The following is a 25,994-nucleotide window of genomic DNA, read 5'->3' as shown; positions in this document are numbered from 1 at the left end:
GCACTTGTTTATTGGGAGGGTGTTGTAAGTGGCATATGGAGACACGAGGCCACGGTTTTACATTACAGACTACGGTTCACTCAGAATCATTTACTATAAATGTTGCTCGGTTAAGTAGTTCATCATAAGTAAGTATTTCTATATCTTTTGAGTTTCTTCTGTAAAGTTCAAATGTCTTTGCTTTAATTCTACTATTTTGATCTGTACCAGAAAACTGTTCAGAATGACCTATAACTAATATTGTTTTAGGGTCAAAGGTTTTTTGTGTAATTAATTGACCAGAACTGTTATACTGTGAACTTTCACTTTTGAGAATCCAAGAAGCTTTTTGTTCCAGAATTTGAGATACAGCAAAAGTCAGGTCTTTAGATAATTGCCAACTGCCAGCTCTATTAATATCTTTTTCAAATAATTGTGTGTCGGGCCTTTTAAGTTCAACGATTGCTGTAAAGTTATTATCACCAACTAAGAAGTCGGTTGTACTGTCGTTATTGCTTGTCAAATTGGTATTTGAAACATGGGCTTCTCGTTGTAGAATTTTAAAGAAGCGATAATTTAATCCATATCCAAAAATCCAGTTGTTATGCTCAAAAAATACTTGCCAATCAGTTTCCTTCCACTGCGAAAATTCATTTAATTCACGCTGAAAGACTATTAAATTTTCTTTTCGTCCAGAGATAATATTAATGTCATTTTTATTCAAGTTTAAACCCTTAATCAAGGAAAGAAGTTCTAATTTATCTTCTTCAGTATTGCTTTTTAAAATAGAAAATAGTTCTGAAATTAGTAGTAAAGAATCTTTTTTAGATGCCACTTTTGACCAATATCTTACAAGGTCTTCTCCCCCTTTTTCAAATAGGCTATTTAAGATATTACTGTCTTCAAGAACTGTCTCAATTATTTCATTTGGATTATGATTAACTACTGATAAAGTATTCAATGAAGATTTACTCACAATGACATAATCTCCTTCTATAGTTGGTTTATTTCCTTTAATGAAAACTTCTAATAATTTATATAAATTATCAATTTCATCATTTTTATTAGATAACGTAAATTTATTTTCAATGTTAAAAAACCAACCTTTGTTTTTTCTGCTTTGAACATCATAAATATCTAGTGTAAAGTGCTTAAACTCTCCATCATTTCTACTTTTGATTTCATAAATTATGGCAAGTTTATACGCTCTTAACCCTTTTCTTATATATGCTGAATGAATTAAGTTAAAATTAGGATTTTTAGTAGCTTGCTGAGTATTAATCTCAATGATTACATCATCTATAGTTGCTTTTATGTCTAAAGTAGGCAATCCAGTAGTATCAACTGAAAAAGTGTCAAAAGAAGCATTTTCCATAGGTTATTGTGAGTAGAATTGTAATTTTTGTTCTCGTTCCAACTTGTTATTAGATGAAATAGTATTTCACTATGAACACCTGATTATTTAATGTTTATAGTGAAGTAGGATGTGTTTGCCCTTTATTATCAACGCTTACAATAATATTGAATGACAATGATTTTCCCAAAAATAGTTAGTAAACGGTAAAACCCCTCCCACACCCCAACAAAAAAACAGCCCCACCTCGCGGCAGGGCTGTTTTGCATTTATAATCCTTGATAGCTGTGGGCGGTCTGACTATCGTCCGACCGTGGACCATTGTCCGTGGACTATCGACTAAAAAAATTACTTCACTTCTTCAAAGTTGACAAACTCACCTTCTTGGCCGTTGCCAGCGTTGGCTTGTTGACCAGCGCCTGCCGATGGGTCTTGTGGCGCACCTGCGTCAGCACCTGCGGCGTAGATTTCTTGCGAAGCGGCGTTCCAAGCTTCGGTGATTTTGGTCATGGCGGCGTCGATAGCGGCAGCATTGCGGCTGCTGTGTGCGGTACGGAGTTCTTCCAAAGCCCCTTCGATGGCCGATTTGTTTCCTGCCGAAAGTTTGTCACCGTATTCCTTCAACTGCTTCTCCGTGCTGAAAATCATTGAGTCAGCTTGGTTCACTTTCTCGATTTCTTCGCGGGCAGCTTTATCAGCGGCTTCGTTGGCTTTGGCTTCTTCACGCATCCGTTGGATTTCAGCGTCTGAAAGACCGCTTGATGCCTCGATGCGGATTTTTTGCTCTTTACCCGTTCCTTTATCTTTTGCCGTTACGTTCAAGATACCGTTGGCGTCCACGTCAAACGTTACTTCGACTTGTGGCACACCGCGTGGGGCTGGTGGAATACCGTCGAGGTGGAAACGGCCGAGGGTACGGTTTTGAGAGGCCATTGGGCGCTCACCCTGCAACACGTGCAATTCTACCGAAGGCTGGTTGTCAGAAGCCGTCGAGAACGTTTCTGATTTTTTGCTTGGGATGGTTGTGTTTGCTTCAATCAGTTTGGTGAAAACACCACCCAAAGTTTCGATACCCAATGACAATGGAATTACGTCAAGTAAGAGTACGTCTTTTACTTCACCCGTCAAAACCCCACCTTGTACGGCAGCTCCGATAGCTACTGCTTCGTCAGGGTTTACGTTTTTAGAAGGTTTTTTGCCAAAGAATTTCTCTACTTCTTCCTGAACGCGTGGAATACGGGTTGAACCACCCACAAGAATCACTTCATCGATGTCCGAAATACGAAGACCCGAGTTGTTCATGGCACGCTTGCAAGGTTCCATCATGCGTTGGAACAAGCTGTCGGCCAACTGCTCAAACTTCGCTTTTGTCAATGAACGTACCAAGTGTTTTGGAATACCGTTCACTGGGAATATATAAGGTAGGTTGATTTCTGACTGCGTTGAGCTTGACAACTCAATTTTAGCTTTTTCAGCCGCTTCTTTCAAACGTTGAAGCGCCATTGCATCTTGACGGAGGTCGATGCCTTCGTCTTTCTTAAATTCGTCGGCCAACCAGTCGATGATTACTTGGTCAAAGTCATCACCCCCAAGGTGCGTATCACCGTCGGTTGATTTTACCTCAAATACGCCATCACCTAATTCAAGGATAGATACGTCGAACGTACCACCACCTAAGTCAAAAACGGCGATTTTGATGTCTTTTCCTTGTTTGTCCAATCCGTAGGCCAAAGCCGCTGCGGTAGGCTCGTTGATGATACGTTTTACGTCCAAGCCAGCGATGATACCCGCCTCTTTGGTTGCTTGGCGTTCGGCATCGTTGAAGTAAGCAGGCACCGTAATCACGGCTTCGGTTACTGTTTGTCCGAGGTAATCTTCGGCGGTTTGCTTCATTTTTGTCAAAATGTGCGCCGAAATTTGTTGAGGTGTAAACAGATGCTCACCGATACGCACACGAGGTGTGTTGTTAGCTCCTTGTTCGACAGTATATGCAACGGTCTTGAGTTCGCTTCCTACTTCTGTGAAGCGCTTACCCATGAAACGCTTGATAGAAGAGATGGTATTGTGAGGATTGGTAATGGCTTGACGTTTTGCAGGAGCACCTACTTTGCGTTCGCCGTTTCCGTTGTCCATAAACGCTACCACCGAAGGGGTGGTGCGAGCACCTTCGCTGTTGGCAATTACGACGGGTTCGTTCCCTTCCATTACGGCCACACACGAGTTAGTAGTGCCTAAGTCAATTCCAATTATTTTTCCCATTAGTAGTAAATTTTAAGTGAGCTTTTTAAGCTCGTTTAACAGATTTAAAGAGGGAGGGCTTTTGGCTGTTGCACCCCTCTTACGGGGCTAATATGTACAACGAGTGTGCCAGTGAAAATTTTAAAAGCTAAAAATGACAATTTGGCAGAAAATGCGCCGCTTTGCGTCAAATCGCGAAAAAAGGCATAACGTAAGGATTAGGCTGCCCGTCACATCGTCTTGTTTTGTCAAGCGGCGTTGGGAAAAATAGGCAGTTTTGACAGCCGTTATTCGGGCAAGGATGGTGGATTTACCCAAAACTTTCTCGAAATTTGTGGCACAATTATCCGAACCGAAGATTTTGAAAGGGATTCTGTCATTTTTTTGCTTGAGTGTAGCTTTTTTGAGCGTAGTTGGGTGTTCTAGTGATACCCGTCAAAGTACCCGTATCCCACCACTGCCGACCGATGATGCCACGCACCGCATCAAAGTCGGAATTGAGTACTTAACCACCGTCATCCGAAGAAGCCCCCGTTCGGCCGCTAATTATCACAAACGCGCCGAGCTTTACGTGGCGCTGCGTGAGTATGACCGTGCACTCGAAGACATTGAAGAAGCCCTTGACATCAGCCCCAGCAATGGACTATTTCTGTTGACCCGAGCTAGGGTATTGCGCCAATTAAAAAAATATGACGAAGCGTTGGCCTCTGCCCGACGGGCGGAAGTTTTGCAACAAGATACGCCTGAATTATACGTATTGTTGGGGGATTTGACCCAACAAAAACGCCAGTTTCGACAAGCAAAATTGTATTTAGCAAAGGCACTCCAAATGGCTCCCTACGACGGAGAGGCGTATTTTTACACGGGACTGCTCGATGCCCGACAGGGTGACACGCTTTCGGGGGTTGCGTTGATGCAGCGGGCTTTGGACTTAAAGCCGCGCTTTCTGCCTGCTTACGTGGAGCTTACGACCATTCATACCCGCTTGAGAGAATACGATCAGGCGAGGGAAATCAACAGAATTGGCTTAAAGTACTTCCCGAAGGAATCACAGTTGCATTATGCCCGAGGTGAGATGTATTTCACCCAAAAACGGCTGGACAGTGCTTTGATTAGTTATCGAAAAGCCATTGTATTTGATTCTACTAATTACATAGCTGATTTTTACGCGGGTATTATTTATTTAAAATGGAACAGTATTCCGCAAGCCATCAAGAGTTTTCAAAAAGTGCAGCGTTTCAATCCCAAATACCCGCAAATACATTTCTTATTAGGTACCGCCTATGACCGCGTTGGAAATTTGGACGGTTCTATCGAACAATACAGCCTTGCCGCCGAGCAAGACCCAACCGATTGGCGCTCCAAGGGGCGGTTGTACCGCGCCCAACAACGTAAAATGTACTTAGAAACCTACGGGACGTTGCCGCCTGCGGCGCCCGAAGCCGTGGCGGAGGCCGAGGATGAAACAACTGCTCCCGAAAAGGCATTGGATCCGTCGCGGGTGCAAATCGAGGTGCTAACCCCGAACCTTCAATTGAAAACAAAGGCAGATACCAGTCGAAACTTCAAAATCAAACCGTAGAGAGGTTGGCAAAATTCAGAAAAAAGCCCAATTTTGCGCCCAAGCAATCCGTGTAGTACAAGTAGTAGATGGTTGTCGTTTAATCGTTCGCCACTGAGGACGTGGATTGTATCTCCAAACAATTTAACAAAATGTCTGAACAAATTAACATTACCTTGCCTGACGGTAGCATTCGTAAGTATGCCGCAGGTGTGTCCAGCATGGACATCGCGCTGAGTATCAGCGAAGGGCTCGCACGTAATGTGCTGGCTGCCAAAGTAAATGGACAAGTTTGGGACGCAACGCGCCCCATTACGTCGGATGCTAACGTCCAATTGTTGACCTGGAACGATACCGAAGGGAAAGCCACTTTCTGGCACTCGTCGGCGCACTTGTTGGCCGAAGCCATCGAAGCGTTGTATCCAGGAACCAAATTCGGAATTGGTCCAGCCATTGAAACAGGTTTCTACTATGACATCGACTTGGGAGGAAAAACGTTTTCGCAAGATGATTTCAAAAAAGTGGAAGACAAAATGCTGGAGTTGGCGCGTCAAAAAAATGACTACAAGCGCAGCGAAGTCAGCAAGGCCGACGCCATTACGTATTTCACCGAAAAGAACGACGAATATAAGCTGGAATTGATTGACGGATTGGAGGATGGCCAAATTACGTTTTACGAACAAGGTAGCTTTACCGACTTGTGTCGTGGACCGCACATCCCTAATACTGGTTTTATCAAAGCCGCCAAAATCATGAACGTGGCAGGTGCCTACTGGCGCGGCGATGAAAAACGTCCGATGCTGACGCGGGTATATGCCGTGACGTTCCCGAAACAAAAAGAACTAGACGAATACATCCACTTATTGGAAGAAGCCAAAAAACGCGACCACCGTAAGTTGGGGAAAGAACTAGAACTCTTTACGTTCTCCGAAAAAGTAGGACAAGGGTTGCCGTTGTGGTTGCCGAAGGGGGCGTTGTTGCGCGAGCGTCTGGAAAGTTTCTTGCGTCGGGCGCAAGTACGGGCGGGTTATTCGCCCGTTGTTACGCCGCACATTGGGGGTAAACAATTGTACATTACGTCAGGACACTGGGAAAAATACGGAAAGGATTCGTTCCAGCCGATTCATACGCCCGAAGAAGGCGAGGAGTTCATGCTGAAACCAATGAACTGCCCGCACCACTGCGAAATTTATAAGTCTCGTCCGCGCTCGTACCGCGAATTGCCATTGCGATTGGCAGAATTTGGAACGGTTTATCGTTACGAACAAAGCGGTGAGTTGCACGGACTTACGCGCGTACGGGGCTTTACCCAAGACGATGCCCACATTTTCTGTCGGGCCGACCAAGTGAAGGACGAATTTAAGCGGGTGATTGATTTGGTTCAATACGTTTTCCGTTCGTTAGGTTTTGAAAATTACAGTGCCCAAATTTCGTTGCGTGATCCCGAAAAACCAGAAAAGTATTTTGGTAGCGACGACGATTGGAACAAAGCGGAAAGCGCCATCATCGAAGCGGCAGCCGAGAAAGGGTTGAATACCGTGACCGAATTGGGCGAGGCAGCCTTCTACGGCCCTAAGCTCGACTTCATGGTAAAAGATGCGTTGGGACGTAAATGGCAGTTGGGGACTATCCAAGTAGATTATCAGTTGCCACAGCGTTTTGAGCTCGAATACATGGGTTCTGACGGAGGAAAGCACCGCCCCGTGATGATTCACCGCGCGCCGTTTGGTTCGTTGGAGCGTTTTATCGCCATTTTGATTGAAAACACGGCGGGCAACTTCCCACTTTGGTTGTCGCCTGATCAAATTGCGGTATTGCCAATTTCGGAGAAATACCAAGATTTTGCCAACGATGTGTTCTTGCAGTTGCAGGAAGCCGACATTCGTGGGTACGTGGATCACCGCGATGAAAAAATTGGTCGTAAAATCCGCGACGCGGAAGTGAACAAATTGCCGTACATGTTGATTGTCGGAGAAAAAGAACAAGAAGAACGCAAAGTGTCGGTACGTCGCAAAGGCCAAGGCGATTTGGGTCAAATGCCTTTGGAAGAATTTATCGCTCACTTTAAGTCAGAAGTGCAAGGAACAATCGCCACGTTTGGTTCTTAAAATAGCCGTTGGTAAAAGTACCACAAAAAAAGAGCTTCTTGCCCTTCTGGGTTTAGAGGCTCTTTTTTTGTGCTAAAGGTTGAGTCTCGCGAAAAACTAATTAAATTCTAATGACATTTGTTTCGTAAGATGAGTACTTTAGTACTGAAATGAAGGATTCTTGCGTTACATTATAAAATGTTCTAAATCATTCCTCACTACTGAAATAGCCATGCGAAAAACAATCTACCTAATTTTACTTTTTATCGCTAGTATGGGATGTGCCTATGCCCAACCGCAACAAACGCTTGATGCGAATGAGTTGTTTCTAAAACAAAATCCCCAATACCGTTCTACCTTTACCAAAGATGGTGGAAGGTACTTAGTGCTGGATGTGTATCGAATGGGCAAAATTCGTCGGCACCGTTTTTTTGTGGGAGATGAACTGATATTTTCAACCAAAAATAAACGGAAAAGAAGCAAACAAACCATCGTGGCGGTTTCGGATAGCTCTTTTACGTATTCTACGTACAACGACATCTTGGGAGAGTATGAACATACGGAAGTCCTGATTGCTGATGTTCATAAAATCAGGCTTAGTCGAAACATTCCTTTTGTTACCCAAGGCGCGGTCATGTTGCCTCTGGCAGGGGGCGTTTTGTTATTGACAGATACTTTTATTACAAAGGGTGGGGTCGATTTTTTGGTTCAATTTGATCCCAAAACTGCCTTAATCGCGGGAGGAATCGCTTCGTTGGGAATTTTATGTGCCAGGGCTAGTTTTCCTAAGTATCGGGTAGGAGGGAAGCATCAGCTGAAGGTACTGAAAGTATATTAAAAGTCGTGCCTTCTTCGGCTATGTGTGAATTGGGGAAAACGGCTTGTGCTTCGGTTAAAAACGAATCCACTTCTTTGTAGCGCGACGAAAAATGCCCAATCAGTAATTTGCCCACGTTGGCTTTTTTTGCAATGGTCGCGGCTTCACTGGCGGTCGCGTGAAAACGTGCCGAGGCTTGGTGTGCCAAATCATTTTGAAAAGTAGCTTCGTGGTACAAAAGCGAAGCCCCACGAATGATGGGAATAATTGCCTCGTCGTAGCGGGTGTCCGAACAATAGGCATAACTGCGGGGTGGCGGAGCTGGCAAGGTATATTCGGCTACACTGTAGAGGAGGTTGCCACCTTCGTCGTAAATGTCTTCCCCGTTTTTGAGTTGACGTAAATAGTCAAACGGAATCCCGTCCGTAATTTTCTCTTTAATGAGTTTGCGTTTGTGGGGTTTTTCTTGAAACAAAAATCCAGCACAAGGAATGCGGTGACTCAATGGAATGGTAAAGACGGTGAAACACGGATGTTCGTAAAGAAGCGTAGAGGTAGTTGTGTTGGTCTGCGTAAAAATAATCCGAAACTGCAACGGCGTCTGAGAGTACTTAAACTGGAGCGTGAGTACTTCGTCCAGCCCTTGGGGGCCAAACAACAACAAATCGTCGGTACGCCCACCGAGGTTGAGACTCGACAACAAACCAATCAACCCGAAGTAATGATCTCCGTGTAAATGACTAATAAAAATTCCCTTGAGTCGGCCAGGACGTACTTTGTAGTCGAGCAGGCGAAACTGCGTACCTTCTCCGCAGTCAATCAGAAAGTGGTCACTTTCGTAGGTGAGTAACTGCGAAGAAGGGTGGCGGTTGAGGGTGGGGGTAGCTGAGCCAGCCCCCAAGATAAGTACAGAGAATGGCATTACGGTTTTTCGCTCTGGGTATAACCGTCCTCGTCCATGTCGTCGTCGTTGAAATCATCACTTTCGGCGCTGAACTCATTTTCCAAGTCATTCATAAATACGGCGTCGATGCCTTCTTCTACGCTTGGGAGAATGGTGACGTCGCGTATTTTGCCGTCGATGAGCAAATCCACAAAGTCGTCGTTGTCAGAGACCAAAACCATCAACCCAAGTTCACGTGAACAAAGCATGTTGATTTTTTTGAGAATGCTGATTCCCGCTGAGGTAATACTCGTTGCTGTGGCAAAATTGAGAATCAAGTTATGGAACCCTTCACGAAACAGTCCACGAGCGACGGTTTCTAACTCAGCCGCCATGGCATCGTCAAAGGCAGACTCGTGAATATTAACTAGGGCGTATTGTTCGTGTTTTTGAATGGTATGTGTCATAAGTCTATAACGAATAAAAACTAAAAATAGGTAAGCTCGTTGAGTGAACGATTAAGACAAAGTTAGCGAACGCGTAACATTTTCTTCAATCCGACCCAAAATATCTTGTGATTCTGACTTTACAAAGGGTTTTCCCGTTACTTTTTCGTAAAGTTCAATGTAACGCGCCGAAATTTGAAGAATCCATTCGTCTGACATTTCGGGAACTACTTGGCCTTCTTTACCCTGAAAGCCGTTGGCAATCAGCCATTCGCGAACAAACTCTTTGGAAAGTTGCTTTTGTTGAATCCCTTTTTGTTGGTTTTCTTCATATACATCAGCGTAGAAATATCGAGACGAATCGGGCGTATGTACCTCGTCGATGAGGTAAATGGTGCCGTTGTTAGATCCAAACTCGTATTTGGTATCCACCAGAATCAACCCTTGTTGCGCGGCCATTTCGGTGCCACGGGCAAATAGCGCTAAGGCGTATTTTTCGAGTTGGGTATATTCTGCTTCCGACACAATGCCTTTGGCAAGAATATCTTCGCGCGAAATATCTTCGTCGTGGCCTTCGTGGGCTTTGGTGGTGGGTGTAATGATGGGCGTTGGAAGTTTGTCGTTTTCTTTCAAACCTTCAGGAAGCGTTACTCCGCACAACGTACGTTTGCCCGCTTTGTACTCCCGCGCGGCATGACCCGCCAAATAACCGCGAACGACCATTTCTACTGGATAGGTTTCGCATTTTTTGCCAAGGCTGGCGTTGGGGTCGGGAACCTCAAGAAGCCAATTAGGGATGATGTCGGCTGTTGCCCGCAGAAAATGCTCCGCAATTTGGTTCAACACTTGCCCTTTGAACGGAATAGCGCGGGGTAAAATGACGTCAAAAGCCGAAATTCGGTCGCTGGCAATCATGACCACGCAGTTTTCAAAACTATATACATCACGGACTTTGCCGCGGTAAAATCCCGTTTGGTTGGGAAACTGAAAATTGGTTTGAGTGAGAGTTTGCACGCTATGCGTAGTTTTTGGTGGATTTTTCTACCTTATATAGTATATATACTACCACTTCCCTTTGGTGTCGTCGTTGGCGGTCGTTCGGTGGCGTTGTTGTTGTAAGTACTGAATTTCGGATGCTTTCAAAGATTCCAGAATAATCATGGCTTGTTCTTCGCTCATTTTTAAATTTTTGAGCTGGTTCAATAGATTTTTCTTCTCCTCCGTTTGTTTGGCCACTTGCTCCGTTTGGGGCTGGGGTGCATTTTTTTTCGGAGCTAGGTCGGGAGGCGTCTGCGGAGGTGCTTTGGCTTCTTTTTCTTTGCCATGATAGCGTTTTTTCAGTAGTTCATAGTTGTACTGCGCTTTATCATTGTCGGGATTAAGCCGTAAACTTTGCCGAAAATAAAACAAGGCCTGCGCCGTATCCTTCTGCATGGTTTCGATAACCCCCAGTTGGTTCAAGGCCCTTGATGCCAAAAATGGATTAGACACCAAGGAGAGCTTGGCGTAGTATTTTTGGGCGTTGCGAAGCTGTTTCAACTGAAAATACGTATGTGCTAAATTGAGCCGAGATTCTGGTTCGGCAAAAAGCGAAGCCGTCGAAACATTCTGATAGGCTTCAAGCGCATGTTGATAGTCTTTCTCGTTGTAGGCTTGTTGTCCCTCAATTTTTGCGCGGTTACTCCGTGAAATCGTGTCAAACGAACGATTGTCCCAAATCCAAAGCAGTAATGAAAAAAGCAACGACTCAATCATCGGTGGTTGGTCTAGTAAGGCGGTGCAAAGATAACGTTTTTTAATTTTTGGCACAGTTTTGGAGATATTGGACATATCGCCTTACATTTGATTCGTTTTCCAATTTGAGCGGTTATGTCAAAATCTAAAAAAGGAGTACCTCAACCCATAAAAACACCTCAGAAACAGCAAGTTGAATCAGATTCTTCTTCCGTTTTATCGACTGAAAGCTTCACTGGAGTAGAAGCAAAAACGCCCGTAAATCCCCCAATTAAGGACGAACTTTTTCGTAAAATTTTTTGGGGATTGGCCTTAGTTTTACTCATTGGTATGCCAATTCTTAGTACGCAGTACGGAATAACGGCCGATGAATGGGGAAACAAAGCCTATGGTGAACTGTGTTTGGATTATTTTACCAGTTTTGGTGATAAAAAAGAAGCACTTACTTATGCGCCTCGCGGAGGAGAGGTCATGTATTGTTATGGCCCTACGCTTGATTTAATTTCGGCGGCCATTTACCGTACCACTGGTGCCGATCCCTACCTGATTCGTCACATGTTACTCTCGCTCATGGGTGTCCTTATTTTTGTGGCAACGGGCTTGACGGGGCGGTTACTCGGTGGAAATTGGCGCGCGGGTCTGTTGGCCTTGATTTTTGCGCTTTTCTCTCCGCGTTTGTTTGGCGATTCGATGAACAACCCGAAGGACATCACTTTTGCGGCTGGCTATATTCTGACCATTTGTGCATTGATTAAGTTTATTCAAGAACTTCCCCAACCTTCGTGGAAAACAACCCTGTTGGCCATTGCAGGTATTGGTATCGGTTTGGGAAGTCGCGCACCAGGGTTGGCATTGGTAGCCTACGTTCCATTTTTTGTTGGGGTCGAAGTCCTTTTTCGCAAGCAAGTGCGTCAAGCTGTGTTTGGAGACAGTGCAGTGTTAAAAAATGTGGCCCTCAAAACGGGCGTAGCGACGTTGGGTGGCTATTTGCTCGGTATTTTGTTCTGGCCGTTTGCCTTGGCTAATCCCTTAAAAAATCCCTTGACGGCTTTAGAAACCTTGACTAATTTTCCTATTAGTATAAAAACCTTATTTGAAGGGACAAAAATATACTCAACGTCGCTTCCTTGGTACTACGTCCCTAAATACATGATGGTATCTACGCCTTTGTATTTCTTACTGGGAGTGTTGGTATTTTTGGTTGCTTTTCCGTTGGCGCGGCGGTATTTCAACCAGCGCTATTTGTTTTTGGTGTTGTTTGTTGCGCTTTTTCCGTGGTTGTATGGGGTATCAAAACATTCGGCCTTTTACAACGGCTGGCGCCATACCACCTTTATTTACCCACCTTTGTTGGCGCTAACGGCGGTAGGTTTTGAATATTTCTTCCGTCGATTGGGAGGCGTAGGGCAAAAAGCGCTCGCGGGAGTATTGGCCGTGTTGGTGGCGTTGCCTTTGTGGTTTATGATTAAAAACCATCCTTACCAATATACTTATTACAACGAATTGACGGGGGGTACCAAAGGGGCATTTGCCAATTATGAAACGGATTATTTTGGGGTAAGTACCCGAGAAATCGCCGATTGGATGAAGACAAATATTCCAAACATACAAAAAGATACGGTGGTCATTGCCAGCGATTATTTTGTGCCTTTGAAAGATTATTTTACCGATTATCCCAAGTTGAAAATGGCTTATCGCCGTTATTATCAGCGTTCTGAGTTTGATTGGGATTATGGTGTGTTTTTAACGGGACACCTCAACCCAAGTCACTTCCGAAATGCTGGGGTATTTCCACCTGCGGGGACTATTCATAAGATTGAGGTCAACGGTGCTACGATTGGGTTGGTAATAAAACGCATCAGCAAAGACGATTTTATGGGTATTCAGTTGATTAAGCAAGGAAAAATTGCGGAGTCTATTCCGTATTTGGAAAAAGCCCGTCAACTTGACCCCAACAACGAAGTGGTTCGCTTGTACTTGGCCAATGCGTACGTGAACGTGGGTAAGTTTAATGAATCGTTGCAGGAATGCCAAAAAGCCTTGGAAATTTTCCCTGAATATTTGGGTGCGATGACTACCATGGCCATTGCGTATATCAACCTCAATCAAAATGACAATGCGGTATTTATGTTGAACGAGGTACTAAGTCAAGATCCTACCAACCGCGATGCGGCGCAGTACTTGGCCATCGCTTACGAACGACAAGGCAATACCGCCGCTGCCAACCAAATCAGGGCGCAGTTGCAACAACAACAGTGATAGAATCACCGTTATTTTAGAAAATAGAAGAATCCCCGCCCTTGAATGGGCGGGGATTTTTAATTAGAAATTAAGTATTGAAAATAGGCTTTGTTGCCCCGAAAGGAGTAACTATGTAGGGTCAATTTTAATCACTATACACCAATAATTAGCAAACAGCCTAATTGTCAGTTATTTATGAATCGTAAACTTTTTTGTTCTTTCTTTTTTTGTATGCCTTTCTGCGGCCTAGTTGCCCAAAACCTCCAAATCCGCTTACAAGATGGTTCAAAGGCCGCGGTCATCGGAGCAACGCTTCGCTTGGCCGATCGTGCCGACTCTACCAAAAAAATGTACGCGGTAGCAGACACGGCGGGTGCAGCTCAATTTAAGGTGACGTTTGGGAAACAGTATCTGTTGGAAGCCACTTCCATTGGTTTTAAGCCCTTTCGGAAACTACTTTCTCCTACGGAGAACCAATCTTCTTTTACATTTTTGATGGAGGCCGACAAAACTACCCTCAATGAAGTGGTGGTCACGGCGCCTAAACCATTGATTCAACAAGAGGATGATAAAACAATTGTTGATCCCGAGCCTTTGGCCAACAGCAGCACCAGTGCAATGGAAGTCATGGAAAAAATTCCTGGCGTTTTTATGGATCCCGACGGAAACATTTATTTGAGCAGTACGACGCCCGCCACGGTCTATATCAATGGCCGTGAGCAAAAACTCAGTACGGCCGACATTGCCTCCTTGCTGAAAAATCTCCCACCAAACAGCATTGCCAAAATCGAAATTTTGCGAACACCCTCGGCAAGGTTTGACGCCAGTGGCAGCGGAGGGGTGGTCAACGTGATTTTGAAAAAAGGGGTAAAAATTGGGGTGACGGGTAGCGTGAACGCAGGTATGAACCAAGGCCGCTTTGGAAATCAGCTACTGGGCGTGACGGTGAATAATAACGACGGTAAAAAAACATCGTACGTCGTGGTGAACTACAACCGTCGTAATTCCTACGACCAAGTCGAAACCGACCGCCCGTTTACCTTAGATTCGCTCTTGCGTCAGCGTTCCTATACCACCACCCCGAGTCAGACCTTTTATACAGGTTTTGGAATGGGCTTTACCCCTTCCAAAAAATGGGAGTTTAACTTTGACGACCGCATCTCGTGGAACCAATACCGTTCGTCGGCCGAGAACCACAATGAGATTACGCGACTAAGTGTCGATAAATTGGTGGTCGAAAACGTCAATCAGTTAGCAAGTAAAACCAAAGCGTTTCTATTTAACCAAGATGTATCGGCCAAGTACAAAATAGATACGCTCGGGTCGGAAGTGACGGCGGAGGCATCGTATAGTTTTTCAACGAATCAAAGTACTCAACTTTTTTCAACTGATTATTTGTTGCCCGCGCGTTTTAGTACGAGTGGTGATGGAGACATTGGCAACAATCGCCACGCTTTTAGTGCCCGTACAGACTTTAAATACCTTTTTCCGCAAAAATTGGTGGTGGAAGCAGGGTTGAAAACAGCTTTTCAGTGGTTTGAGAATGATACCAAGTATTTTAACGTCATTTCAGCCATTCGTCGTGCCGATGTGGTTCGTACCCGTCAATTCGATTATCACGAAAACATCAACGCAGCGTATGTCCAAGGTTCAAAAACGTTTAGTGCTTTTACGTTGAAAGCAGGCGTGCGGCTTGAAACCACTTCCATGGACGGACGCCAACGGATTCCTACCGATACTTCTTTTCGATTGAAAAGGGCAGATGTGTTTCCTTATGTGTATTTAAGTCGTCGATTGGCCAAAATTGCGGGGTATGAAATGCGTGGTTACCTGGTTTATCGGCGCTCAATTACGCGCCCCGTTTATGAATACCTCAATCCTTCGCAGCGGTATTTGGATCAGTATTTGTTTGAAACTGGCAATCCGACCCTGCGCCCGCAGTTTACCCAAAACATCGAAGCCAACATTAGTGTCGAAGAGCGGCCTATTTTTGCGATTGGTAAAAATTATACAAGCGATATTTTTACCAACGTGGTTTACCAAGACCCCAAAAACCCAAGCGTTGCGTTTCGTACTTACGATAATCTAGGCAAGAACGAAGAAACCTATTTTCGGTTGATGGGAGCCATTCCACCAGGGGGTAAGTACTTTTTTGTGGTAGGAACCCAGTACAATCACAACAAATATGAGGGCTTATACGAAGGGAAACCCTTAACTTTTCAGCGCGGTTCGTGGTCCATTTTTACTTTTCATCAACTCAAACTAGACAATCGTTCAACCCTAAGTCTCAATGGCTTTGTTCGACTTAACGGGCAGTTGCAGTTTTATGAGTTGAGCAATTTTGGCGGGCTGAATATGAACATCAACCGACGGTTTTTTAACCGAAAAATGACCGTAACGATGTCGATGAATGATATTTTTTACACCTTACGAAATGAATTTACGTTGAAGCAAGGAAGTGTAACGGCTTCGGGAATGCGTCAGGGAGATACGCGTCGTTTCGGACTCAACTTGGTGTATAATTTTGGGATTCGTAAAAAAGAAGAGCGAACGAATATGATGAACTTCGAATCTTTGGAAAAAAGCGTGAATTAGTTTTAAATGCGTTAGCTGTTATTGGTTATCTGTTAACCGTTACCTGTTATCCGTTATCTGTTAACCGTTATCCGTTATCCGTTATCCGTTATCTGTTAACCGTTATCCGTTACCTGTTATCGGTTAACCGTTATCTATTAACCAGTAACCAATAACGAGTAACCAATAACACTTACTTCAGCAATTCTTTAATAATCAATGTCATAAGCGGCTCTGCTTGGTAAGCGGCCGCTAAAATTTTGCTCAATTCGGCCTTTTCAAGAGTTTCGGGAATGCACATGTCAGTAATGACCGAAATGCCAAAAACGGGGAGATTCATGTGGCGGGCCACAATCACTTCGGGAACGGTACTCATGCCGACGGCATCTGCACCAAGTTGGCGAAGCAGTCGGTATTCCGAACGGGTTTCGAGTTGTGGGCCTGTCACACTCACGTAAACACCTTTGTGCGCACGAATTTGATGTAATTCGGCAATTTGGGCCGCTTTTTCGAGCATGGAGGCATCATAAACTTCGCTCATGTCGGGGAAGCGGTCGCCTAATTCGTGGAGGTTGGTACCACGGAGCGGGTTTTCTGGCAAAAACAAACTGATGTGGTCTTGAATCAGCATCAAATCGCTGGTTTGGTAGGCAGGGTTCAGACCTCCTGCGGCATTGGAAACAATCAGTTGCTCAATTCCCAACAGTTTCATCACCCGAACAGGAAACGACACTTGTTGCATCGAGTATCCTTCGTAATAATGAAAACGACCTTGCATACACACGACTTTTTTGCCCGAAAGGGTTCCAAACAATAGTTTTCCTTTGTGAGACTCAACGGTAGATACGGGGAAGTGAGGGATAGTCTCGTACGAAATACTTGCTTGAATTGTAATGTCATCGACGAGGCTACCAAGGCCAGTTCCTAAAATAATACCCACTTGAGGTTGAAAATCCTGCGTTTGGTTTTTAAGAAAGTCAACGGCCTCTTGAATGTGTGAAAATTCCATGCGTAAAATGAAAAATAAATGATGGGTGAAGGTCGATAAAATTTCTGTGATTACAAAAAAAGCCGATACCTTCTCAGGCATCGGCTTTTTTTGTCAAATGATTATTGTTAAGGAATCAATTTCACAGTATGGCAACCTTTAGGGGCGCTAATTTTTGCCATTTGTTTGGTTAACGAGGGCGTACCACCTTTGTTGACTTTAAAAAATTCGACGCCACCGTCACGGCGACCGTAGTCAAAGTATTCAAAGACCGATACCGCCACGTTGTCGCCTGATTTGTCGAAGATAATGCTTTCAGGAGCAATGCCTTCAATTTCATAATCAGCTACTTTGGTTGCTTTGCCATCTTTTGCCAAAGACAAAAGTGTCACACCCGCTTTGCCTACGCTACCTTCCCAAGGTTGGGCGGAATTGGCTTTGTTAGCCGTTACGATCAACGCACCGTCTGGGCTAATGGCAAAACTCTCAACGCCAGCCGCTACGGGGGTTTGAGCTACAATTTTATGTTCAGCTGTTTTAGGATCAGCGGCAGTTGTATTAAACTGGATAGCTACGAGTTCACCCGCTGCACCGTCTTTTAAGTCAGAAACGATAAACAAACTACCATCAGGGGTAAACGAACCTGGGCCAGGTTTGCCCGTCAATTTTGCGGGAGTTCCGAAAGCTTCAAACGTAGCGATTTTGCCTTGTGGGTTACGTTTTGCTTTGTAGAGCCAAATTTCTTTGGTTTCTTCCACCGTAATGGCGATAAATTCGCCTTCTGGATGCCAAGTGACGTCAGTAGCACGGGCATTTTGAAGATTGAGGGCGATAGGTACGTTACGCGTTGGCAATCCGCCAGCACCAATCTCGAACATACGCAATTCTTTGGCGGCTTCTTCCGAGGTAATGAGCATATTGCTTCCTAACATATCGACGGCCAAAGGATTTTTACCCACGGTAACTTTACGCGTTGAAGGCTTGGCCATGTTTGAAATGTCAACAATGTACATGGTACTTCCCGCAGGGAAATCAGTGGCTACATTTTTAACCGTTTTCACACTGTCGGTAGTTTGACCACGCGTTTCAATGACGTAAGCGTAACGTCCGTCGGACATCACAGCGGCACTGCGCGACCAGCCAATGGCAGAGTTTGGAAGGGGGGCACTTCCAATTTCTTGTCCCAATTTCAAAGGAAGCGGATAGACGCTCAAAGCATCCTTTACCCCAACTTCTTTCATCAATTTTCCGTCAACTACCGCCGAAGCCGCCATGTCGCCGTCTGAAAGGGCCAAGATTCCGCGGGCATTAAATTCAATGGTGGGTTTTTGGGCAATGGCTGCGCTCGCACTTAACAACGCCATTCCCAATGTCAAACGCATTCTTTTCATGAGTTTTTTGTAATGGTTAACAGGTTATACAATCTATTACTACTAAGTATGAAAGCGCATAATACGAAAAAAACCTTTAAAGCACGGAGCTTTAAAGGTTTTTCTTTGCAAAAAAGTAAAATTTATGCAGTTGCTACCGCAAGACGATTAACGTGTTTCGCCAATTTAGACTTGAGGTTACTAGCTTTGTTTTTGTGAATGACATTCTTTTTTGCCAATCTGTCAAGCATAGAAGATACAGTTTTGTACAATTCTGATGCAACAATTTGGTCTTTGGTGTCACGCAACTTACGTACCATTGTACGCGTAGTTTTGTGTTGGTAGCGATTTCTAAGGCGTTTTGTTTCGTTGGCCCGGATTCTTTTTAATGCTGACTTATGATTTGCCATTGGTTTTATAAAAAAATAATGTATTTCTGTTCTATAAAAGGAGTGCAAAAATAGTCCTTATTTACTAGAGATGCAATTTTTTTGAAGGAAAATTATAGCAAATATTTGACAACGTTAGAAACGACCCTAATTCGTGTTTTGTAAGAAGGAAGAACAATTTATGGGCAATGAACCAAGGAATTTATACGTTTTAAAGTTTGTTTTTCGTTCTTTCGCAAAAATAAATCTTGTACGGAAATTTTATCGTACTTTTCGATTTTTACATCCTTATTTACCACATGTTTCTCAAACGCAGCCTTCTATCCCTGTCCCTTTGTGCCCTTTCGTGGGAGGCGATTCACGCCCAAAACACCCTCGGTTATACTGAGGCCGATGTTCACTACCGAAATGGGGTCGAACTTTTTGAAAAATCGAACTATTCGGCGGCCAAACAGGAGTTTCGTTATTATTTGGAAAAACGCCCAGCGTTGCTCAATACCAACGATTACACCGCCGTAAATGCCGAGTACTACACCACCCTGTGTGCGTTGTATGCCGATGCGCCCGAAGCAGAGTTGGCCGTCGATCGGTTTGTTCGCAATCACCCCGAACACCCCAAAGCAGCGCTTATCTACAGCGATTTGGGAAAGTACTATTTTGATCGGGGAGATTATGCCAACGCTATTACGTACCTTACCAAAGCATTGGACCGCAGTTCAAACTACTACGCGGCCACCGAAACCCGCTACAAATTAGGGTTGTCGTATTACAGCACGAAGCAGTTTGCGCCCGCACTCCGTTATTTTGCGGAAGTACAACAAGACGCCACCAGCGATTATTTTGCGCCAGCGGCATATTATGCGGGGGTCATCAATTATCAAAACGGCAAATACGACGATGCTTACCGTAATTTCAAAAACATCGAATCGCATCCACAGTATAAAATGGACGCCCCCAACTGGATTGTGTCTTCTTTGTACCAAGCCGAGCGCTACGACGATTTGATTGCCTACGCCGAGCCGTTGTTGCGCCGTTCGCAAGGAGGAGGAGTTAAACTGAATGACGTTGCCTTGTACGCTGCCGAAGTATTTTATAATCGGGGTAACTACGCCGATGCGGCCAAATATTATGCCCAGTATGTTCAATTGAAGGGACGTGAAACCCCCATGCCAGCGCCCATTCAGTTTCGTTATGGACATTCCTTGTTCAAAACGGGCAATTATCCAGGAGCGGTTGATCAATTAAAAGGTGTGGCAACCCGCAAGGACACGACGGGGCAGTTTGGGTCGTATATTTTGGCCATCAGCCACCTTCAAACCAAGAATCCCCAAGCGGCCTTGACGGGCTTTGACAATGCGGCCAAGTTGAAATTTAACAAAGTGATTCAGGAAGAAGCGTCTTTTAATCACGCCAAAGTGCAGTTAGAGCTCAACAACCAATCGGCGGCTTTTACGGAATTTCAGGAGTTTATCAAAAACTTCCCAAACAGTGAGTACGAAGAGGAAGCCACCAAGCTGTCAATCCTAGCGTTGACCAAATCCAACAACAGTGCAGCTGCCGTGGCCTACATCGAAAAATTGAAGAAAATTGACGAGGCGACCAAAGCGGCGTATCAGCGCCAAACGATGAATTTGGGAATTGCTGATTTTAACGCCGAACGCTACGCCCAAGCAATTGTAAATTTTGACAAGTCGCTCAAATATACCCCCGATTCTGAAATTGCGTTGGCGGCTACTTTCCAAAAAGGAGAAGCCTTCTCGGCCTTAAACCGCTACGGAGAAGCCATTCCGATGTATCAGCAGTTGATTCGGAGCAATCCTACTTCTCCCTACGGCATTCGTAGTTTGTATGCATTGGGCTACGCCTATTACAATACCAAAGACTACAAAGCGGCGGTGACGAATTTCCAACAGTATATCACAAAAGGAAAAGGTGTGGGAGAGCCTCAATCGATTGAGGATGCTACCATCCGCATCGCAGATTGTTATTTGACCGATAAAAACTACGCCCAAGCCACCGCCATGTACGACAAAGCCATCAACGATGGCCGTTTGGATCGTGACTATGCCTTGTATCAAAAAGGGTTGATTTTAACATACCAAGAAAAAGACACGGAGGCAAAAGCGCAGTTTGATAAGGTAATTGCACAATTCCCTACTTCACGCTATGCCGATGACGCCTTGTTCCAGTCGGCCAACATTGATTTAGAAAAAGGGAATTACCAAGCATCCATTCGTGCTTATACGCGTTTGGTCAAAGACAAACCACGCAGTTATTTGATTCCGCCTGCGTTGTTGAAGCGCGCCTTGGCTTATAACAACATTCAGGTGTATGAAGAAGCCATTCGCGACTATAAACAGATTTTGTCGGAGTATTCGGATGCTCCAGCGGCCAAAGAAGCCCTGCTAGGGTTACAAGCGACGTTGGAAAACGCAGGCCGAACCGAAGAAATGTCGAACGTATTGGCCGATTATAAGAAGAAAAATCCTCAAAGTACCGAAACCGAAAAATTGGAATTTGAAACGGCCAAAGGGTTGTACGGCGACGGCAAGTACCCACAAGCCATCAAGGCACTCCAAAGCTTTATCCGCGATTATCCCAACAGTAAGCTAGCGACGGAAGCACGTTATTTGGGGGGAGAAAGCTATTACCGCAACAACGATAACGCCAATGCCCTCAAACTCTTTAGCTTGGTTATTTCGGAAGGTGATCAGCGGTTTTCACCCAAAGCAGCCTTGCGGGCGGGAGACATTGAAGTGCAAAACCAAAACTACCCGCAAGCGGTTCGCAACTTTAACTTGCTCTATGCCCAATCAGATAGCAAAACCGACCGCGTGACGGGCTTGATGCGTTTGATGGATACGTATTTTTCGATGAAAAAATATGATTCAACCGCTTACTACGCGCGGGAAGTGATGAATGCAGGAGACGTTATTCCTGGTTCGACCAAAAAAGCGCAGATGCAAATCGCCAAGGTGTATATCGAAAAAGCAGATTACAAAACGGCGGATGCAGAATTGAAAAAAATAGTGGCTGCCAACAAAGACGAATTTGGGGCTGAGGCAAAATACTGGGCGTCAGAGTCGTTGTTTCGTCAGGGCAAATTGAAAGAAGCACAGGCGTCGGTGATGGAACTCAACAAACAATACGCCGATTATGAGCGTTGGCGGGTTCGTGCCTTTATTTTATTGGCCGATGTGTATGTAGGGCTAAAAGACCCCGACCAAGCCAAAGCCACTTTACAATCGGTCATTGAAAACGCCGAGGACAAAGACGCCATTGAGTTGGCCAAATCAAAACTAGCCGCTTTACAATAACCTTAGCACTTAAAAAGAATGAAGAAAGTCCCATCGATAAAACCTCTCCGCTTGCTGGTGGTAGCAAGTTGTTTTTCGCTGCCTGCGTTGGCACAAAAACAATCGGGAGAAATTGACAGCCAAACCTTTGAGATTGAGAAAAAGAAAAAAATTGAGCTGCCCCCCGCCAACCGTCTTTACAACAAACTGCAACCTTTTACCAGTGAAGAAGACAACCGAAAGCTAAATTATGAGTTTCGTACGCCCAAATTAACGCTCGGAACACCCAAAATCACGCCTACGGTATTGCCTGTCAACGGGGAAAACAAGGAAGACGAAGGCGGCAACCTCAATAATTACGTCAAAGTAGGGGGAGGTAATTACGGTAAAATTTACGGAGAAACATTTATTGGAAACAATACCGAAGATTTAGCCTACGACATTCATTTCAAACATTTGTCTAACCAAACGGGACCCGTTGACGGTCAAAACTCGGCTAACAGCGAAAACCGCCTAAAACTCAACGGACAGTACATTGGTAATTCGTTTAAGTTGGGTGGAACGGCCTTTTACGACCGTGACAACTACTATTTTTACGCCAATCGCTCGGCACCCAATGCCGAAATTTTGAAAGGAAATATCCGCCAAACAATCAACACCTTTGGCCTACAAGTGGGGTTGGATAACATTGATAACAACAAGTTTATTGATTATTCCATCAAGACCTCTTTGTACCGACTCAGCGACCGTTACAGTGCATCTGAGACCGATTGGGGAACCAATTTCTCGGGTTCAGTTCCCATTACTGAAAACATTTTTGCGTTGTTGAATGCCGATGCTTACGTTTCCCAACGCACCGATGCCGAAACGTTCAAACGGAATTTGTTTAGTGTTAAACCTGCTTTTAAATTTTCGTACGATGCCTTTACGGTAACGGCAGCTTTCAAAGCCGTCAACGAAACCGACGACCGCCTCAAAATCAACCGTACGGTTGGTTTCCCACAAGTAGAAGTGGATGCAGTTCCATTGGCGGGAGTACACGTATTTGCAGGCTACGGTGGCGACCTCAACCGTAATACATTGCGCTCATTATTGGGCGAAAATCGTTGGCTAGGCCCCAATGTTACCATCGCCAATACCGAACGTAGCCGTGATATTTACGGAGGTTTTAAGGGCGAATTAGGGCCTAGTTTTCAGTTTGAAGGAAAAGTGTCGTACGCAACCTTCAAAAACTTCTACGGCTTCAACAACGATTGGTTGGATAGCACCAAATTTGCGGTTGTGTATGATGCCGACTACATCAAAGTGTTAACCGTGTCGGCCCAAGTGGGGTACCAATATCAAAACATTGTTCGCTCAACACTTCGGGGAGATTTCTATGATTACAACGTCAAACGCCTAGAAGCACCTTGGGGCCGTCCCCGTTCGACCGTGACTTGGAATAACTCTTTTGTCTTTAGTAAAAAAATGTTTGCAACCATCGACGCCTATTACATTGGTGGGTTAAAAAACAAAAACTTTCAAACAGGCACAACGCACAACCTCAAGTCCATCGTCGATTTAAACCTTAAAATAGATTATTTGTTGACGCGTAATTTTTCAGCATTCGCTTCCATCAATAACCTATTAGGCAAGAACTACGAACGCTACTTGTATTATCCGCAACAGGGCCTCAACTTCTTAGCGGGATTGTCGTTTCAGTTTTAGATTATTTTTTTTGGACGCCATACCGTTCTAATCTAAGCAATTAAGGCACTTTATTCGACCTAATTCAAAGCAATAGCCCACGCGGCTATTGCTTTTTTTTTATCTTCTCTGTACCTTAGTACCCAAATCCCCATAAACAGGTTACATAACAAACATGATTTCTGTCCTAGATTACACCCGTAAACTATTGTATGAACATGACTGCGTCGTGCTCCCCGATTTGGGTGGTTTTTTGGCGTATTTTAGTCATGCGTTTTACAGCGAGCAAAACGCCCTTTACCATGCACCGCAGAAGCGAGTAGCGTTCAATGAGGCGTTGAAACTAGACGACGGATTGCTGACTCACTACATGACCATCAACGAACAAATTACGCGGGAGGAAGCCCAAACGCGCATTCGTCAGTTTGTGGAGGAGATCAAAAATACCATCAAAGAAAAAGGAAACTATACGTTGGAGGGTATCGGTATCCTTGATACCAACGACGAAGGTAAACTTCAATTTGAACCAACAGTGGATACTAATTTCTACGCCGAAGGCTTTGGCTTGAAGTCAGTTTCGCTGGCCCCTGCTGCTTCCATTGACGTCTCTGGAAAATCCAATGAAGATTGGACTTCCGACGACCGTCCTGCGGAAGAACTAGAACTAGAAATCCCGCGCCGTCGCCGTACCCGAATTGTGATGTACATTGGTGGGGTGCTATTGATTGGTACGGTGCTTTTTGCCAGCATCACCCAGCTTCCATCCGAAAGTTTAAAGTCAAGCCTCAATCCTTTTGAATTGGTGACGACAGTGAAGGGTTGGTTAGCAACTGATAAAAAAACTAACACTGTTAAAAAAGAAGAGGTTGTCGCGACTGAAAATGTGGTTGCACCGAAGGAAGAGGTTGTTAGTGAGGTAGTTGCTCAAGATGAGCCCGTGGTAGCGGTTCAAAAAGAGGAGCAGCCAGTAGCCGTTACAAAAGAAACGGCGAAAGTGGAGGCAAAACAAGTTATCCCCGTTTCAAACGAAGCAACGGTGGTAGCCCCCGCGCCAAGTTCGGATGTAAATGGCGAGTTTTTGGTAATTGCAGGTGGATTTTCTAAAATTGAAAACGCCCGTAACCTGACCGCCAAACTCCAGAGCCATGGTTATAATGATGCCACGATTTTGAATCCAGAGCCAAACGATGGTAAGCTTATCATTGTATCGGCCATCGCCTGTGAATCATCGGCCAAAGCCAAATCACAAGTTGCACAAATCAGTCGCTTGGCAGGCGCAAAAGCGTACGTGATTCATAAATAACTTAGGTAGTAAATAATTAAAAAAGGGGCAAAAGCCCCTTTTTTTTGTGCTCGTATATATTTTACCCTTATTTTGCGTTAATTCAAAAATTACACACATTCACCCATGTCGATACTTGTCAATACGAAAGAAGACAGAGAGCACCAAATGATAGGATTAGCGGGTGCGACTATCATTACCTCTGCGCTTATTACGATTACACTTTTTGTGAAAATTTATCATGCGCTTCCCAAAACTGAAGCCATTGAGTACGTGGAAGTGAATTTCGGTACGGATGATGCGGGTTATGGAAAAATCCAGACCTATAACAAAGCGAGTGATTCACCTCGGGCTGAAAACGTAAAAAAATCGGATGATACGCCCAAGGTAAAAGCTACGCCCACCCCCAAAGTAACGCCGCCACCCACGCCTAAAGTTGAAACGCCTAAACCAGTAAAAACGGCGCCCGTAAAACCGCCAATTACAAGTAAATTGGAAAGTCCCGTCGAGACAAAGGCAGAAACCAAACCTACCAAAACGGAGTCAAAAGCAACGACCCCCGCGCCACCTGCTCCTACAAAACCTGCCCCTGAGCCCAAAAAAGTGGATGAAGATGCTTTGTTTAAAAAATCATCGGGTAGCTCAAAAGGAAGCAATGGAACCAACGGAACAGCCTCGGGAACGGGCGGTAATAACAATGGAGACAAACCTGGAACGGTAGGAGACCAAGGAAACCCCAAAGGAAGTATCGACGCTGGAAGTCTCTATGGTAAGCCAGGCGGTGCTAAAACAGGCTTGGCCCTCAACGTATCAGGGTGGGGAATGGGTGCCCGTCCGCAAGTGAATGACGATTCTGACGAATCGGGGCGGATTGTTTTTGAAATTACGGTGGACGATACGGGTGACATCATCGGCGTGCGGGTGAAAGAATCAACCGTTAGCCAGTCGGTGGTAGAAGTCTATAAACGTGCAGTTAGCCGAATGAAATTGGTACCAAAGTCAGAAAATGTGCCGTCCACGTCCAAAGGAACCATTACTTTTAACATCAAGAGTAGATAATTCTTTCCAT

18 protein-coding genes are annotated in these 25,994 nt (G+C 44.7%); 9 read left to right on the top strand and 9 right to left on the bottom strand.

The window, feature by feature from the left end:
- Positions 1–76: 76 nt before the first annotated feature.
- The gene (locus tag AC23N5_RS26550; protein ID WP_487757861.1) at positions 77–1,354 is read right to left on the bottom strand and encodes a Shedu immune nuclease family protein; all 1,278 of its coding nucleotides are present in this window, start codon (positions 1,352–1,354) and stop codon (positions 77–79) included.
- A 327-nt stretch (positions 1,355–1,681) separates the two neighbouring features.
- Positions 1,682–3,592, bottom strand: coding sequence for a molecular chaperone DnaK (gene dnaK / locus AC23N5_RS26545; RefSeq protein WP_028525504.1), 1,911 nt, complete (start codon positions 3,590–3,592; stop codon positions 1,682–1,684).
- Positions 3,593–3,905: 313 nt separating this feature from the next.
- On the opposite strand from dnaK, the gene AC23N5_RS26540 reads away from it, so the two are divergent.
- The 3 genes from AC23N5_RS26540 to AC23N5_RS26530 all read left to right on the top strand — a co-directional run bounded on the left by AC23N5_RS26540 (position 3,906) and on the right by AC23N5_RS26530 (position 8,057).
- Complete coding sequence (locus AC23N5_RS26540) at positions 3,906–5,153, top strand: tetratricopeptide repeat protein (protein WP_487757860.1); 1,248 nt, start codon at positions 3,906–3,908, stop codon at positions 5,151–5,153.
- A gap of 131 nt (positions 5,154–5,284) precedes the next feature.
- Entirely contained in the window at positions 5,285–7,240 is a 1,956-nt protein-coding gene (thrS, locus tag AC23N5_RS26535; RefSeq protein WP_487757859.1) for a threonine--tRNA ligase, read from the top strand.
- A 211-nt stretch (positions 7,241–7,451) separates the two neighbouring features.
- The gene (locus tag AC23N5_RS26530; RefSeq protein ID WP_183972898.1) at positions 7,452–8,057 is read left to right on the top strand and encodes a hypothetical protein; all 606 of its coding nucleotides are present in this window, start codon (positions 7,452–7,454) and stop codon (positions 8,055–8,057) included.
- Here the strand turns inward: AC23N5_RS26530 and AC23N5_RS26525 are convergent.
- From AC23N5_RS26525 to AC23N5_RS26510, 4 genes are read right to left on the bottom strand one after another with little or no spacing between them, the layout of a single operon-like run.
- On the bottom strand, positions 8,005–8,958 hold the full coding sequence (locus tag AC23N5_RS26525; protein ID WP_487757858.1) for a ribonuclease Z: 954 nt from the start codon (positions 8,956–8,958) through the stop codon (positions 8,005–8,007). The two genes, AC23N5_RS26530 and AC23N5_RS26525, sit on opposite strands and share 53 nt — an antisense overlap.
- Entirely contained in the window at positions 8,958–9,386 is a 429-nt protein-coding gene (locus tag AC23N5_RS26520; protein ID WP_122930538.1) for an STAS domain-containing protein, read from the bottom strand. The genes AC23N5_RS26525 and AC23N5_RS26520 overlap by 1 nt, the downstream gene beginning before the upstream one ends.
- Before the next feature lie 51 nt (positions 9,387–9,437).
- Positions 9,438–10,379: a phosphoribosylaminoimidazolesuccinocarboxamide synthase gene (locus tag AC23N5_RS26515; RefSeq protein ID WP_487757857.1), complete on the bottom strand. Its 942-nt coding sequence runs from the start codon at positions 10,377–10,379 to the stop codon at positions 9,438–9,440.
- Positions 10,380–10,427: 48 nt separating this feature from the next.
- Positions 10,428–11,174, bottom strand: a complete 747-nt coding sequence (locus AC23N5_RS26510; RefSeq protein ID WP_487757856.1) for a tetratricopeptide repeat protein — start codon at positions 11,172–11,174, stop codon at positions 10,428–10,430.
- 60 nt (positions 11,175–11,234) lie between these two features.
- Between AC23N5_RS26510 and AC23N5_RS26505 the strand changes: the two genes are divergently transcribed.
- Both AC23N5_RS26505 and AC23N5_RS26500 read left to right on the top strand, forming a co-directional pair.
- Complete coding sequence (locus tag AC23N5_RS26505; RefSeq protein ID WP_487757855.1) at positions 11,235–13,358, top strand: tetratricopeptide repeat protein; 2,124 nt, start codon at positions 11,235–11,237, stop codon at positions 13,356–13,358.
- Positions 13,359–13,535: 177 nt separating this feature from the next.
- Positions 13,536–15,935, top strand: coding sequence for an outer membrane beta-barrel protein (locus tag AC23N5_RS26500; protein WP_487757854.1), 2,400 nt, complete (start codon positions 13,536–13,538; stop codon positions 15,933–15,935).
- A gap of 172 nt (positions 15,936–16,107) precedes the next feature.
- On the opposite strand, the gene AC23N5_RS26495 is transcribed toward AC23N5_RS26500, so the two are convergent.
- From AC23N5_RS26495 to rpsT, 3 genes are all read right to left on the bottom strand, one after another.
- Positions 16,108–16,923, bottom strand: coding sequence for a purine-nucleoside phosphorylase (locus AC23N5_RS26495; protein ID WP_183972884.1), 816 nt, complete (start codon positions 16,921–16,923; stop codon positions 16,108–16,110).
- Between the two features lie 107 nt (positions 16,924–17,030).
- Positions 17,031–18,293, bottom strand: a complete 1,263-nt coding sequence (locus AC23N5_RS26490) for a lactonase family protein (protein WP_487757853.1) — start codon at positions 18,291–18,293, stop codon at positions 17,031–17,033.
- A gap of 122 nt (positions 18,294–18,415) precedes the next feature.
- Entirely contained in the window at positions 18,416–18,682 is a 267-nt protein-coding gene (gene rpsT, locus AC23N5_RS26485) for a 30S ribosomal protein S20 (RefSeq protein ID WP_122930544.1), read from the bottom strand.
- Positions 18,683–18,960: 278 nt separating this feature from the next.
- Between rpsT and AC23N5_RS26480 the strand changes: the two genes are divergently transcribed.
- From AC23N5_RS26480 to AC23N5_RS26465, 4 genes are all read left to right on the top strand, one after another.
- Entirely contained in the window at positions 18,961–21,978 is a 3,018-nt protein-coding gene (locus tag AC23N5_RS26480; RefSeq protein WP_487757852.1) for a tetratricopeptide repeat protein, read from the top strand.
- Positions 21,979–21,996: 18 nt separating this feature from the next.
- Complete coding sequence (locus AC23N5_RS26475; RefSeq protein WP_229601295.1) at positions 21,997–23,664, top strand: TonB-dependent receptor; 1,668 nt, start codon at positions 21,997–21,999, stop codon at positions 23,662–23,664.
- Positions 23,665–23,818: 154 nt separating this feature from the next.
- On the top strand, positions 23,819–24,946 hold the full coding sequence (locus AC23N5_RS26470; protein WP_487757851.1) for an HU domain-containing protein: 1,128 nt from the start codon (positions 23,819–23,821) through the stop codon (positions 24,944–24,946).
- A 105-nt stretch (positions 24,947–25,051) separates the two neighbouring features.
- Positions 25,052–25,984 carry an energy transducer TonB gene (locus AC23N5_RS26465; protein ID WP_183972876.1) on the top strand — a complete coding sequence of 311 codons (933 nt, stop codon included), beginning with the start codon at positions 25,052–25,054 and terminating at the stop codon, positions 25,982–25,984.
- Positions 25,985–25,994: the final 10 nt, after the last annotated feature.

The sequence above is a fragment of the Runella sp. R5_40 genome (assembly GCF_057652295.1).
This window is presented reverse-complemented; position numbering and strand designations above follow the sequence as displayed.

What these genes read in the sequence shown, in the direction of transcription:
- AC23N5_RS26530 (WP_183972898.1), top strand. Translation starts at nt 7,452, where the DNA reads ATGCGAAAAACAATCTACCTAATTTTACTTTTTATCGCTAGTATGGGA.
- AC23N5_RS26525 (WP_487757858.1), bottom strand. Translation starts at nt 8,958, where the DNA reads ATGCCATTCTCTGTACTTATCTTGGGGGCTGGCTCAGCTACCCCCACC.
- thrS (WP_487757859.1), top strand. Translation starts at nt 5,285, where the DNA reads ATGTCTGAACAAATTAACATTACCTTGCCTGACGGTAGCATTCGTAAG.
- dnaK (WP_028525504.1), bottom strand. Translation starts at nt 3,592, where the DNA reads ATGGGAAAAATAATTGGAATTGACTTAGGCACTACTAACTCGTGTGTG.
- AC23N5_RS26475 (WP_229601295.1), top strand. Translation starts at nt 21,997, where the DNA reads ATGAAGAAAGTCCCATCGATAAAACCTCTCCGCTTGCTGGTGGTAGCA.
- AC23N5_RS26500 (WP_487757854.1), top strand. Translation starts at nt 13,536, where the DNA reads ATGAATCGTAAACTTTTTTGTTCTTTCTTTTTTTGTATGCCTTTCTGC.
- rpsT (WP_122930544.1), bottom strand. Translation starts at nt 18,682, where the DNA reads ATGGCAAATCATAAGTCAGCATTAAAAAGAATCCGGGCCAACGAAACA.
- AC23N5_RS26495 (WP_183972884.1), bottom strand. Translation starts at nt 16,923, where the DNA reads ATGGAATTTTCACACATTCAAGAGGCCGTTGACTTTCTTAAAAACCAA.
- AC23N5_RS26470 (WP_487757851.1), top strand. Translation starts at nt 23,819, where the DNA reads ATGATTTCTGTCCTAGATTACACCCGTAAACTATTGTATGAACATGAC.
- AC23N5_RS26490 (WP_487757853.1), bottom strand. Translation starts at nt 18,293, where the DNA reads ATGAAAAGAATGCGTTTGACATTGGGAATGGCGTTGTTAAGTGCGAGC.
- AC23N5_RS26465 (WP_183972876.1), top strand. Translation starts at nt 25,052, where the DNA reads ATGTCGATACTTGTCAATACGAAAGAAGACAGAGAGCACCAAATGATA.
- AC23N5_RS26520 (WP_122930538.1), bottom strand. Translation starts at nt 9,386, where the DNA reads ATGACACATACCATTCAAAAACACGAACAATACGCCCTAGTTAATATT.
- AC23N5_RS26480 (WP_487757852.1), top strand. Translation starts at nt 18,961, where the DNA reads ATGTTTCTCAAACGCAGCCTTCTATCCCTGTCCCTTTGTGCCCTTTCG.
- AC23N5_RS26550 (WP_487757861.1), bottom strand. Translation starts at nt 1,354, where the DNA reads ATGGAAAATGCTTCTTTTGACACTTTTTCAGTTGATACTACTGGATTG.
- AC23N5_RS26505 (WP_487757855.1), top strand. Translation starts at nt 11,235, where the DNA reads ATGTCAAAATCTAAAAAAGGAGTACCTCAACCCATAAAAACACCTCAG.